The following is a 13,051-nucleotide window of genomic DNA, read 5'->3' on the forward strand; positions in this document are numbered from 1 at the left end:
GCAAGAGCGTTTTGCTTACTTTTGCGCTTTTCAAAAGTGAGCCGCTGTAAGAGCGGAACCAATAGCGGCCCTAACCGCAGCAACGGATATGCCCCCCAATCTAAAAACCTACTTCTTTTTCTTCGGAACCCGCACCAACCGCGTATCCGAATAAATGTCATGCCAGCCACGCTTCTGCTTGTCGAACAACGACCAGACAAACCCAAGCCCCAGACACAACCACGAAGCAATCGACACCACAAACCGCAACAACGCCTGCCACAGACTAATCCGCGACCCATCAGCGTTCTGCACCCGCACCCCCCAAACCTGCATCCCCAGGGTCTGCCCCGAATGCGTCCAGAACTTGGCAAAAAACCCAAACAACACAAAAAACAAAATCGTCGACAACAGCGGATCACCATCCAGCGCGCCAGACTCAGACAGCGCCCGCAACTTGGCCTCCCCGACAAACCCCATCCACACCAGCTTGTAGATAAAGGCCGTGACGATCAGCAGGGCCGTGCACAACAGGAAGTCATAGAACATCGCTGCCAGACGACGGCCCAGGCCTACGGCGGGAAACTCGCCTTGGGGGCTCAGCAGGTGTTTCGACATGGCATGGCTCTCGGCAGGAAAAAAGCCATTTTACGGAAGAACGCCCATAAAAAAGCCCCTGATGTCATATCAGAGGCTTTTTGTCGCAGCAAGGATCAGCCTTCTGCTTGTACTTCGTCGGCTTGCATGCCTTTTTGGCCTTGCACCGCGATGAAGGTCACTTTCTGGCCTTCTTTCAGGCTTTTGAAGCCGTTGCCCTGAATAGCGCGGAAGTGGACGAACAGATCCGGACCGCTCTCTGGAGTGATAAAACCAAACCCTTTCTCGTCGTTAAACCACTTGACGGTACCGCTCTGACGTTCAGCCATTTTCTTATTTCCTTGACGCTAAAAATTAATGACAGCCCCTTTCACATGAAAGAGTACTGGGCTGGGTTGCAGGAAAGTAAGAGACGTCGAACGGGTTGTAGCAAACTTTGGCTACTGCCCAGGTCCAGGTTCAAAGCGACCCATGCAAACACAGTGGGCAAACTCTACGACAACTAAGACAGAAAAAACAAGCCCTGGGAAAAGCCCGGGTTTTGCTCGGCTTCATTACAGTTCTGTTCACAATGTGGAACGTCTTTATTCGATAGAATCCGTCACTTGTTATAGGTGACAGAACATAACATTGACTATCGACAGTGCACTTTAATGTGGCGGTTGCGTTACAGATTAGTGCACGTTAACGCAACCGCGTTACTTATAGGAACAGTCAATCAACCACGGTAGTAACGTTGTGGCACGAATGGCATTTTACTTACACGAAGTGGCACCTTTTTCCCACGTACCAATGCAGATACTTCGGTATCCAACGCGATGAACGCACTGTCCAGATAACCCATGGCCAGCGGGCCGCCCAGGCTCGGGCCAAAGCCGCCGCTGCAGACGCTACCGATCACGGTACCGTGTTCGTCGACGATCTCTGCACCTTCGCGCACCGGTGTCCGCTCCTGCGGCAACAGGCCCACACGTTTGCGGCTCACGCCGGTTTGTTGCTGGGTGAAGATTGCGTCGGCACCCGGGAAGCCGCCGGCACGTGCTCCATCGGCGCGACGGGCCTTGGAAATCGCCCACAACAGGCTGGCTTCAATCGGCGTGGTCTCGGTGTTCATGTCATGGCCGTAGAGGCACAGGCCGGCTTCCAGGCGCAGGGAGTCGCGAGCGCCCAGGCCGATGGCCTGCACTTCGGTTTCGGCCAGCAGGCTGCGGGCCAGGGCTTCGGCGCTGGCGGCCGGCACCGAGATTTCGAAGCCGTCTTCGCCGGTATAGCCCGAGCGGCTGACGTAGCAGTCCACGCCCAGCAGGCGGGTCGGTGCGAATTGCATGAAGGTCATGTGCTTGACCTCCGGCGCCAGGCGCGCCAGCACGCTGACGGCGGCCGGGCCTTGCAGGGCCAGCAGGGCGCGTTCCTCGAACAGTGGCTCGATGCTGCACTGGTCACCGATGTGCTGGCGCAGGTGGGCCAGGTCCTGGTCCTTGCAGGCAGCGTTCACCACCAGGAACAGTTCGTCGTTACCCAGGTTGGCGACCATCAGGTCATCCAGGATGCCGCCTTGCTCGTTGGTGAACATCGCATAGCGCTGCATGCCTACCGGCAGGTCGATAATGTCCACCGGTACCAGGGTTTCCAAGGCTTTTGCGGCACCGGCACCGGTCAGGCGGATCTGGCCCATGTGCGACACATCGAACAACCCGGCCTGTTCACGGGTGTGCAGGTGTTCTTTCATCACGCCCAGCGGGTATTGCACCGGCATGTCGTAGCCGGCGAAGGGCACCATGCGTGCGCCCAGCTCGATGTGCAGGGCGTGCAATGGGGTTTTCAACAGGGTTTCGGTGGACATATTCAGCTCCTGAAAAACGTGCGGACGCGCTTGTAGGCGTCAGCACTCGATAATGTTGACCGCCAAACCGCCACGGGCGGTTTCCTTGTATTTGCTTTTCATGTCGGCGCCGGTCTGGCGCATGGTGCGGATGACCTTGTCGAGGGAGACGAAGTGTTGCCCGTCGCCGCGCAGGGCCATGCGCACCGCATTGATGGCCTTGACCGAACCCATGGCGTTGCGCTCGATGCAAGGCACTTGCACCAGTCCGCCGATGGGGTCGCAGGTCAGGCCGAGGTTGTGTTCCATGCCGATCTCGGCGGCGTTTTCTACCTGGGAAACCGTACCGCCCAACACCTCGCACAGGGCGCCGGCGGCCATGGAACAGGCCACGCCGACTTCCCCCTGGCAGCCGACTTCGGCGCCGGAAATCGAGGCGTTTTCCTTGTACAGAATGCCGATGGCCGCGGCGGTGAGCAGGAAACGCACCACACCGTCTTCGCTGGCCCCCGGGATAAAGCGCATGTAGTAGTGCAACACCGCCGGCACAATCCCGGCTGCACCGTTGGTGGGCGCAGTCACCACGCGCCCGCCATTGGCGTTTTCTTCGTTGACCGCCAGGGCGTACAGGTTGACCCAATCCAGTACCGACAACGGGTCGCGTAGCGCCGATTCCGGGTGCTTGCACAGCTGGCGATGCAGCGCGGCGGCGCGTCGTTTGACCTTCAGGCCGCCCGGCAAAATCCCTTCGTTGCGACAGCCCGCGTCTACGCAATCCTGCATTACCTGCCAGATTTTCAGCAGGCCGGCGCGGGTTTCGGCTTCCGGTCGCCAGGCGCTTTCATTGGTCAGCATCACCTGGCTGATGGAGAGCCCATAGGTGGCGCAGTGGCCGAGCAAGTCCTTGGCACTTTTGAACGGGAAGGTCAGGAGCGTGGCGTCTTCGACGATACGATCGTGGCCGGCGGCGTCTTCATCCACCACAAACCCGCCGCCCACCGAGTAGTACTCGCGGCTGCGAATCTGCAGGCCGGCGGCGTCGAAAGCGCGGAAGATCATGCCGTTGGGATGATAGGGCAGGGGTTTGCGAATCATCGCCAGGTGTTCTTTCTCGTTGAACGCAATGCTGTGTTCGCCGAGCAGGTTCAAGCCTGCGTTGCCGCGAATTTCCGACAAGCGTGCGGCGACGGTTTCAGTGTTCACGGTGTCCGGGTGTTCGCCTTCCAGGCCCAGCAATACAGCCTTGTCACTGCCGTGGCCTTTGCCGGTGGCGCCGAGGGAACCGTAGAGCTCCACCTTGACGCAGGTGGTGGTGGCTAACAGGTTATCGCGCTTCAGTCCTTCGACGAATCGAGCGGCAGCGCGCATCGGGCCGACGGTGTGGGAGCTGGAGGGGCCGATGCCAATCTTGAACAGGTCGAACACGCTTAAAGACATGGTTGTTCTCCGGTTTCTTATTATTTATCGGATGTACTCGGTCCAATTGTGGGAGCGGGCTTGCTCGCGAAAGCGGTGGGTCAGCCACCAGATGTATCAACTGACACTCCGCATTCGCGAGCAAGCCCGCTCCCACATTAGGTTACGCGTAGCTCTCGATCGACGGGCAAGCACACACCAAATTGCGATCGCCAAACACGTTGTCGACCCGGCCAACCGGCGGCCAGTACTTGGCCTCGATCAACGACGCCACCGGGTACACCGCTTGTTCACGGCTGTATGGGTGGCTCCATTCGCCAACCAGTTCCGCGGCAGTGTGTGGTGCGTTCTTCAGCGGGTTGTCGTCCTTGTCCAGCGAGCCGTTTTCCACCGCGCGGATTTCTTCGCGGATGGCGATCATCGCGTCGCAGAAGCGGTCCAGTTCTTCCCTGGATTCGCTTTCGGTCGGCTCGATCATCAGGGTGCCGGCTACCGGGAACGACATGGTCGGGGCGTGGAAACCAAAGTCGATCAGACGCTTGGCCACGTCATCCACGCTGATGCCGCTGCTGTCTTTCAGCGGGCGCAGGTCGAGGATGCATTCGTGGGCCACCAGGCCATTGCTGCCGGTGTACAGCACCGGGTAGTGCTCTTCCAGGCGACGGGAAATGTAGTTGGCATTCAGGATCGCCAACTGCGAAGCGCGCTTGAGGCCTGCGCCGCCCATCATGCTGATGTACATCCAGGTGATCGGCAGGATGCTCGCGCTGCCGAACGGTGCGGCGCAGACTGCGCCTTCCTTGCGTTCCATCGCGGCATGGCCGGGCAGGAACGGGGTCAGGTGGGATTTGACGCCAATCGGGCCAACGCCCGGGCCGCCACCGCCGTGGGGAATGCAGAAGGTCTTGTGCAGGTTCAGGTGGGACACATCGCCGCCGAACTTGCCCGGGGCGCACAGGCCGACCATCGCGTTCATGTTGGCGCCGTCGATGTACACCTGGCCGCCGTTGTCGTGAATGATCCCGCAGATTTCGCGGATGCCTTCTTCGAACACGCCGTGGGTGGACGGGTAGGTGATCATCAGCGCAGCGAGGTGTTCGCGGTGCTCGATAGCTTTGGCGCGCAGGTCTTCGATGTCGACGTTACCGCGGGCATCGCAAGCGGTGACCACTACGCGCATGCCGGCCATGTTGGCGGTGGCCGGGTTGGTGCCGTGGGCCGACGACGGGATCAGGCAGATGTCGCGGCGCTCTTCGCCACGGCTCTGGTGATAGGCACGAATGGCCAGCAGGCCAGCGTACTCGCCCTGGGAACCGGCGTTCGGTTGCAGGGAGATCGCGTCGTAACCGGTGGCCGCGCAGAGCATGGCTTCCAGTTCGGTGGTCAGTTGCTGGTAGCCGGCGCTTTGCGAGGCGGGGGCGAACGGGTGCAGGGCACCGAACTCGGCCCAGGTCACCGGGATCATTTCGCTGGCGGCGTTGAGCTTCATGGTGCACGAGCCCAGCGGGATCATGGTGCGATCCAGGGCCAGGTCCTTGTCGGCCAGCTTGCGCAGGTAGCGCATCAGCTCGGTTTCGGAGTGATAACGGTTGAACACCGGGTGGCTGAGGATCGGCGACTGGCGCAGCAGCGCGGCCGGCAGGGTGCTTTCAACGCTGGCAGCCAATGCGGCGAAGTCTGGCACGGCTTTGCCGCCGGCGAACACGCTCCACAGGGTTTCGATATCGGCTTGGGAGGTGGTTTCGTCCACCGACAGGCCAAGGCGTTCGCCATCGACCACACGCAGGTTGATGCGCTGGGCACGGGCCTTGTCGTGCAGGGCGGCGGTTTGCGCGCCGGTCTTGATGGTCAGGGTATCGAAGAAGTGGGCTTGCTCAACCGCCAGGCCCAATGCGCTCAAGCCTTTGGCGAAGATCGCGGTCAGGTGGTGAATGCGGTTGGCAATCTGGGTCAGGCCTTTCGGGCCGTGGTACACGGCATACATGCTGGCAATGTTGGCCAACAGCACTTGGGCGGTGCAGATGTTGCTGGTGGCCTTCTCGCGGCGGATATGTTGCTCGCGGGTCTGCATGGCCAGGCGCAGGGCCGGCTTGCCGAAACGGTCCACGGAGACGCCTACCAGACGGCCCGGCATGTCGCGCTTGAACGCATCCTTGGTGGAGAAGTACGCCGCGTGCGGGCCACCGAAGCCCAGCGGTACGCCAAAGCGTTGCGCGCTGCCGATGGCCACGTCGGCACCGAACTCACCCGGCGGGGTCAGCAGGGTCAGGGCCAGCAGGTCGGCGGCCACGGCCACCAGTGCGTTGGCGGCGTGGAAGCGCTCGGTGAGTTCGCGGTAGTCGAACACGTCACCGTTGCTCGCCGGGTATTGCAGCAGGGCGCCGAAGAAGGCGCTGACATCGGTCAGTTCACGCTCGTCGCCCACGACTACGTCGATGCCCAGCGGCTCGGCACGGGTGCGCAGTACGTCGAGGGTTTGCGGGTGGCTGTGCACGGAGGCGAAGAACGCGTTGCTGCCTTTGTTCTTGCTCAGGCGTTTGCAGAAGGTCATGGCTTCGGCAGCGGCGGTGGCTTCGTCCAACAGCGAGGCGTTGGCGATCGGCAGGCCGGTGAGGTCGCTGATCAGCGTCTGGAAGTTCAGCAGCGATTCCAGGCGGCCCTGGGAAATCTCCGGCTGATACGGCGTGTAGGCTGTGTACCAGGCCGGGTTTTCCAGGAGGTTGCGCAGGATCGGCGACGGTGTGTGGCAGTTGTAGTAGCCCTGGCCGATGTAGGTCTTGAACAGCTCGTTCTTGGCGGCAATCGCCTTGATCGAAGCCAGTGCGTCGGCTTCGCTCAGGCCATCACTCAGACCCAGCACGGCGGTGCCCTTGATGCTTTCCGGGATCACGCTGGCGCTCAGGGCTTCCAGGGAATCAAAGCCCAGGGTGGCGAGCATGTGTTGCTCGTCGTCTTGGCGCGGGCCGATGTGGCGGGCAATGAATTCGTTGGCGGTGGTCAGATTAGTCATGGCGCGCTCCTCAGGCTTCAGCGTTGGCTTTGATCAGGCGGTCATACGCATCCTGATCCAACAGCTTAGCTACTGCATCGGCATCAGCCGGTTTAAAGCGGAAGAACCAGCCTTCGCCCATCGGGTCTTCGTTGACCAGCTCGGGGCTGCCATCCAGCTTGTCGTTCACTTCGAGGACTTCGCCGTCCAGCGGCATGTATACGCCGCTGGCTGCCTTGACCGACTCAACGGTGGAGGCTTCTGCGCCCTTGTCGTAGGCCTGCAGTTCAGGCAGTTGCACGAAAACCACATCACCCAGCGCGTTCTGCGCAAAAGCGGTAATGCCCACGGTAACGCTGCCGTCGGCTTCGGCGCGCAGCCATTCGTGATCTTCAGTAAAGCGCAACTCGCTCATGGAAACTCCTCAGGGCCAGATTCGTCTGGTGGACGGGATTGGAATAATTAGGAGTTGCTTAGCAAAATTGCGGCCAATGTTTTTTTATCGTTATAAAACAATTGGTTACTGATTATGGCCGGTGGTGTTCGAACGCTGGCTGTAGCGATATCGCTACAGCTGGGCCGTTGAAAAAAAGCCTATGAGGATCAAAGCCTTGCATGGCGACGGCTGAGACTGCGTGTATCGATATCGTTCCGCTGTAGCGCTTTCAGTACAGAAGGAGGTCGCTTTTGATATAACCGTTGGAATGCAATCAATGTGGGAGCTGGCTTGCCTGCGATAGCGGTGGGTCAGTCAACACCGCTATCGCAGGCAAGCCCCCACATGTTGACCGCGTGCAGTCAGGGCTTGTTGGGAATGCCGTACTTGCGCAAGCGATGGGCGATGGCGGTGTGGGAGGTCTGCAGGCGGCTCGCCAGCTGACGCGTGGACGGATAGCTGACATAGAGCTTCTCCAGCAACCCGCGCTCGAAGTCTTCCACCGCCTGCTCCAGGCTGTCGACTTCACCGTCGTTCTGGCGCGCCACCGAGGTGCCGGCGATGTCCAGGTCGCCAATGTCCACCAGGCTGCTTTCGCAAATGGCCGCGGCGCGGAAGATCACGTTCTGCAACTGCCGCACGTTGCCCGGCCAGCGGTTGCCCAGCAGCGCCGGGTAGGTGCCGGGCGCCAGGCGGCAGATTGGGCGCTGGATCTGCGCGCAGGCCTGCTGCATGAAGTAGCGGGCCAGCAGCAGGATGTCCTGGCCGCGTTCGCGCAGAGGCGGCACTTCGACGTTGAGCACATTGAGGCGGTAGAACAGGTCTTCGCGGAAGGTGCCTTCGCTGACCATTTTTTCCAGGTCGCGGTGGGTGGCGCTGAGGATCCGCACATTGACCTTCACCTCGCGGTCGCCGCCTACCCGACGGAAACTGCCGTCGTTGAGAAACCGCAGCAACTTGGCCTGCAGGTACGGTGACATTTCGCCGATCTCGTCGAGGAATACCGTGCCCTGGTTCGCCAGTTCCATAAGCCCCGGCTTGCCGCCGCGCTGGGCACCGGTAAAGGCGCCGGGGGCGTAACCGAACAGCTCGCTCTCGGCCAGGTTTTCCGGCAGCGCGGCGCAGTTCAAGGCCAGGAACGGCGCACTGTGCCTCGCGCTGATGGCGTGGCAGGCGCGGGCCACCAGTTCCTTGCCCGTACCGGTCTCGCCCTGGATCAACAACGGTGCATCCAGCGCCGCCACCCGTTGCGCCCGCGCCTTGAGGGTGCGGATCGCCGGGGACTCGCCCAGCAGCGCGTCGAACCCTTCGGCATGGTCATGGTGCAGCGCCGACAGTTGTTCGCCGATGCGGTTGGGTGGGTACAGGGTCAGCAGGGCGCCGGCGTCAGTGATCGGCGTGGCGTCCAGCAGCAGGGTCTGGCCGTTCACGTTGATTTCCCGCAGGGCCAGGCGAAAGCCGTGTTCGAGCAAGGTGGCCAGCAACTTTGGGTCGTCGAACAGTTCATTGATGCTCTCGCCGGCGGGCTCGCGACCGTACAAGGCAATCAAGGCCGGGTTGGCCAGCAGGATCTTGCCGGCGCTGTCCAGGGCCAGCACCGGGTCGGTCATGGCGGCGAGCAGGGCGTCGAGTTGCAGGTGCTGGCGCTGGCCGGGGAGGATGTCGACCACGGTCACGGCTTGCACGCCGCGCACGCTGAACAGTGCGTCGCGCAGTTCTTCCAGCACCTCGGCGCTCAGGGTTGGAGCGTCGATGTAGACGTTGGGCGGAACCATTTCCACCGCATCCAGGTTGAGATTGCGCCCACCGAGCAAGGCCAGGACTTCCTGGGTGATGCCGACGCGGTCGATGAAGCTGACGTGGATACGCATGGGGCGGTTAGCGGTTCTGGCGAGCGAGAGGTGGCAAGTATGCCTTGGAGAAGATGGAGATCAAAATGTGGGAGCGGGCTTGCTCGCGAATGCGGTGTATCAGCTAATACATCCGGTGACTGACACACCGCATTCGCGAGCAAGCCCGCTCCCACATTTGATGGTTGGTGCCTGGGAAATCGGGTTATTCGAGGTGTTCGGGCTTGACCGGATCCCCCGGCTTCACATCCAGCTGGTGCCGCACATCTTCAAACATCAAATCGTACTGCTTGTGCATCTGCCCATTAAGCACGGCAATCTTCGGCATACCGTACTTCTGCGCGATATTCATCGCGTGCCGGGCGAAGTCGAACGACTGGTCCTTGGGCAGGAAAAACTCTTCCTTGAGCTCCTTGTCCTGCACCGAGCCGTGCATTTTGAAGAGCATTCCTTTGCCTTCCTTTGGGTCCTGGCTGACTTCGTAGTCGATGCACAGGTTGTAGCTGTAGTCATCCTTGTTCAGCGCGTGGCGTTCGATGTGCAGGTGACCAGGTTCAAAGGTAGCCATAGGCATTTCTCCTCTACTTCACAGGTAGGTGATTCCGGGTTTCGCCGTGCTGATTCGCGTGCCGGCAGTGCCCTGGACGATCGCTTCGATGTCCGAGAGTGAACCGATCACTGCGGTTTTGCCAGTCTGGCGGGCGAACTCGCAAGCGGCCTGGACCTTGGGTCCCATGGAGCCGGCGGCGAAGCCGAGCTTTTCGATTTCGTCCGGGTGCGCCTGGCCGATGGCTTTCTGGGTGGGCTTGCCGAAGTCGATAAAGGCGGCATTGACGTCGGTGGCGATCACCAGCAAATCAGCGTCCAATTGCCCGGCCAGCAAGGATGAGCACAGGTCTTTGTCGATCACGGCTTCAATGCCCTTGAGCTTGCCGTCTTCGCCATACATCGTCGGAATGCCGCCGCCACCGGCGCAGATCACGATGCTGCCTTTTTCCAGCAGCCACTGGATTGGACGGATTTCAAAGATCCGCTTCGGCCGTGGGCTGGCCACCACGCGGCGATACTTGTCGCCATCGGGGGCAATCGCCCAGCCTTTTTCGGCCGCGAGTTTTTCCGCTTCGGCCTTGGAGTAGACCGGGCCGATCGGCTTGGTCGGGTTCTGGAAGGCCGGGTCCTTGGCGTCGACTTCAACCTGGGTCAACAGCGTGGCGAACGGCACTTCGAAGTCCAGCAGGTTGCCCAGTTCCTGTTCGATGATGTAGCCGATCATGCCTTCGGTTTCGGCGCCCAGCACATCCAGCGGGTACGGCGAGACCTGGGTGTAAGCCGCCGCTTGCAGCGACAGCAGGCCCACTTGCGGGCCATTGCCGTGGGCAATCACCAGCTCGTTGCCGCTGTGGATCTTGGCGATCTGTTCGGTGGCGATGCGGATATTGGCCCGTTGATTGTCTGCGGTCATGGGTTCACCACGGCGCAGAAGGGCGTTGCCGCCCAGTGCAACGACGATACGCATAATGCGGTCCTTCTAAAATTGAGCGAGGTCTCTCATGAACAAACCGGTCAATGTGGGAGCTGGCTTGCCTGCGATAGCATCAACTCGGTTTCTCAGCTAGACCGAGGTGCCTGCATCGCAGGCAAGCCAGCTCCCACACTGACGGTGTTTGCACCGTGAGAATTAGATATCCGCCAACGCCGACACCAGGATCGCCTTGATGGTATGCATGCGATTCTCAGCCTGCTCAAAGGCGATATTGGCCGGGGACTCAAACACCTCTTCGGTCACTTCCACACCGTTGGCCAGGTTCGGATAACGCGCGGCGATGTCCTTGCCGACCTTGGTTTCACTGTTATGGAACGCCGGCAGGCAGTGCATGAATTTCACCCGTGGGTTGCCCGAGGCCTTCATCATCTTGGTGTTGACCTGGTACGGCAGCAGTTGCTCGATGCGCTCGTCCCACGCTTCCACCGGTTCGCCCATGGACACCCAGATATCGGTGTGGATGAAGTCCACGCCTTTGACCGCTTCTTTCGGGTCTTCGGTGATGGTGATGCGCGCGCCACTTTCTTCGGCGAATTCCTGGCACTGCTTGATGAAATCAGCATGGGGCCACAGGGCTTTCGGTGCGCCGATGCGCACGTCCATGCCCAGCTTGGCGCCAATCATCAGCAGCGAGTTGCCCATGTTGTAGCGGGCGTCGCCCAGGTAGGCGTAGCTGATGTCATGCAGCGGCTTGTCGCTGTGCTCGCGCATGGTCAGGGTGTCGGCGATCATCTGGGTCGGGTGGAATTCAGCGGTCAGGCCGTTGAACACCGGCACCCCGGCGAACTTGGCCAGTTCTTCGACGATTTCCTGTTCAAAGCCACGGTACTCGATGGCATCGAACATCCGGCCCAGGACGCGGGCGGTGTCTTTCATGCTTTCCTTGTGGCCGATCTGCGACGACACCGGGTCGATGTAGGTGACGTGGGCACCCTGGTCGTGGGCCGCGACTTCGAACGCGCAACGAGTGCGGGTCGAGGTTTTTTCGAAGATCAGCGCGATGTTTTTGCCCTTCAGGTGCGGACGCTCGGTGCCGGTGTATTTGGCGCGCTTGAGGTCGCGGGACAGGTCGAGCAGGTAGTGCAGTTCGCGGGTGGTGTGATGCATCAGCGACAGCAGGCTGCGGTTGCGCATGTTGAAAGCCATGATGGATCTCCTTAGTAGTCGATTGGGTCGCGAATGATCGGGCAGGTCATGCAGTGGCCACCGCCACGGCCCCGGCCGAGTTCACCGGCGCTGATGGTGATGACTTCCACACCGGCCTTGCGCAGCAGGGTGTTGGTGTAGGTGTTGCGGTCGTAACCGATCACCACGCCAGGCTCCACGGCCACTACGTTGTTGCCGTCATCCCACTGCTCGCGTTCGGCGGCGAAGCTGTTGCCGCCGGTTTCCACCACGCGCAGGGCCTTGAGGTTCAGGGCGGCGGCGACGGTGTCGAGGAAGTTGGTTTTTTCGCGTTGGATATCGATGCCGCCGGGCTTGGTCTCGTCCGGGCGCAGGGTGAAAGCGACGATCTGGTTGACCACTTCCGGGAAGATCGTGACCAGGTCGCGGTCGCAGAAACTGAACACGGTGTCGAGGTGCATCGCCGCGCGGGATTTCGGCAGGCCGGCGACGATTACGCGTTCCACGGCTTTGTGCTTGAACAGGTTCAGGGCGAGTTGGCCGATGGCTTGGCGCGAGGAACGCTCGCCCATGCCGATCAACACCACGCCGTTACCGATCGGCATCACGTCGCCGCCTTCCAGGGTGGCATTGCCGTGCTCCTGGTCCGGGTCGCCGTACCACACCTGGAAGTCGGCGTTGGTGAACTCCGGGTGGAATTTGTAGATGGCGCTGGCCAGCAGGGTTTCCTGGCGTCGTGCCGGCCAGTACATCGGGTTCAGCGTCACGCCGCCGTAGATCCAGCAGGTGGTGTCGCGGGTGAACTGAGTGTTGGGCAGCGGCGGCAGAATGAAGCTGGAGTGGCCGAGGAAATCGCGGAACATCTCGATGGTCTTGCCGCCAAAGCTGCTCGGTAGGTCATCGGCCGACACACCACCGATCAGGAACTCAGCGACCTTGCGCGGCTCGAGGCTGCGCAGCCACGAGCTGACTTCATTGACCAGCCCCAGGCCGACCTGGTTGGCGGTGATCTTGCGCGCCAGGATCCAGTCCAGTGCTTCGGGGATGGCGACGATGTCGGTCAGCAGGTTGTGCATTTCCAGCACATCGATGTCGCGCTCGCGCATCTTGGTCACGAAGTCGAAATGGTCGCGCTTGGCCTGGGCCACCCACAGCACATCATCGAACAGCAGTTCATCGCAGTTGTTGGGGGTCAGCCGCTGGTGGGCCAAACCTGGGGAGCACACCATGACTTTGCGCAGTTTGCCGGCTTCGGAATGTACGCCGTACTTCACTTTTTCCGTGGTCATTACAG

The 13,051-nt window shown here is 61.0% G+C and carries 11 protein-coding genes; all 11 read right to left on the bottom strand.

The window, feature by feature from the left end; genetic code table 11:
- Window positions 1-108: 108 nt before the first annotated feature.
- Window positions 109-597, bottom strand: coding sequence for an RDD family protein (locus tag K0H47_RS06165; protein WP_093205738.1), 489 nt, complete (start codon window positions 595-597; stop codon window positions 109-111).
- Between the two features lie 95 nt (window positions 598-692).
- Window positions 693-905, bottom strand: a complete 213-nt coding sequence (locus K0H47_RS06170; protein WP_003316897.1) for a cold-shock protein — start codon at window positions 903-905, stop codon at window positions 693-695.
- Between the two features lie 389 nt (window positions 906-1,294).
- Window positions 1,295-2,419: a glycine cleavage system aminomethyltransferase GcvT gene (gene gcvT / locus K0H47_RS06175; protein ID WP_063027645.1), complete on the bottom strand. Its 1,125-nt coding sequence runs from the start codon at window positions 2,417-2,419 to the stop codon at window positions 1,295-1,297.
- A gap of 39 nt (window positions 2,420-2,458) precedes the next feature.
- Window positions 2,459-3,835 carry an L-serine ammonia-lyase gene (locus K0H47_RS06180; protein WP_219272197.1) on the bottom strand — a complete coding sequence of 459 codons (1,377 nt, stop codon included), beginning with the start codon at window positions 3,833-3,835 and terminating at the stop codon, window positions 2,459-2,461.
- 142 nt (window positions 3,836-3,977) lie between these two features.
- Window positions 3,978-6,824 carry an aminomethyl-transferring glycine dehydrogenase gene (gene gcvP, locus K0H47_RS06185; RefSeq protein WP_063027649.1) on the bottom strand — a complete coding sequence of 949 codons (2,847 nt, stop codon included), beginning with the start codon at window positions 6,822-6,824 and terminating at the stop codon, window positions 3,978-3,980.
- A gap of 10 nt (window positions 6,825-6,834) precedes the next feature.
- Window positions 6,835-7,218: a glycine cleavage system protein GcvH gene (gene gcvH, locus K0H47_RS06190; protein WP_005790845.1), complete on the bottom strand. Its 384-nt coding sequence runs from the start codon at window positions 7,216-7,218 to the stop codon at window positions 6,835-6,837.
- Window positions 7,219-7,601: 383 nt separating this feature from the next.
- On the bottom strand, window positions 7,602-9,110 hold the full coding sequence (locus K0H47_RS06195; protein ID WP_219272198.1) for a sigma-54-dependent transcriptional regulator: 1,509 nt from the start codon (window positions 9,108-9,110) through the stop codon (window positions 7,602-7,604).
- A gap of 184 nt (window positions 9,111-9,294) precedes the next feature.
- Window positions 9,295-9,657 (bottom strand): DUF5064 family protein, encoded by a 363-nt coding sequence (locus K0H47_RS06200; protein ID WP_063027653.1) that lies wholly within the window; start codon window positions 9,655-9,657, stop codon window positions 9,295-9,297.
- 18 nt (window positions 9,658-9,675) lie between these two features.
- Window positions 9,676-10,605: a carbamate kinase gene (gene arcC, locus K0H47_RS06205; RefSeq protein ID WP_177027126.1), complete on the bottom strand. Its 930-nt coding sequence runs from the start codon at window positions 10,603-10,605 to the stop codon at window positions 9,676-9,678.
- A gap of 162 nt (window positions 10,606-10,767) precedes the next feature.
- Complete coding sequence (locus tag K0H47_RS06210; protein ID WP_219272200.1) at window positions 10,768-11,778, bottom strand: ornithine carbamoyltransferase; 1,011 nt, start codon at window positions 11,776-11,778, stop codon at window positions 10,768-10,770.
- An 11-nt stretch (window positions 11,779-11,789) separates the two neighbouring features.
- Window positions 11,790-13,046 carry an arginine deiminase gene (gene arcA / locus K0H47_RS06215; RefSeq protein WP_017475703.1) on the bottom strand — a complete coding sequence of 419 codons (1,257 nt, stop codon included), beginning with the start codon at window positions 13,044-13,046 and terminating at the stop codon, window positions 11,790-11,792.
- Between the last annotated feature and the right edge of the window lie 5 nt (window positions 13,047-13,051).

The organism is Pseudomonas sp. Xaverov 83 (genome assembly GCF_019352905.1).
Classification (GTDB): domain Bacteria; phylum Pseudomonadota; class Gammaproteobacteria; order Pseudomonadales; family Pseudomonadaceae; genus Aquipseudomonas; species Aquipseudomonas yamanorum.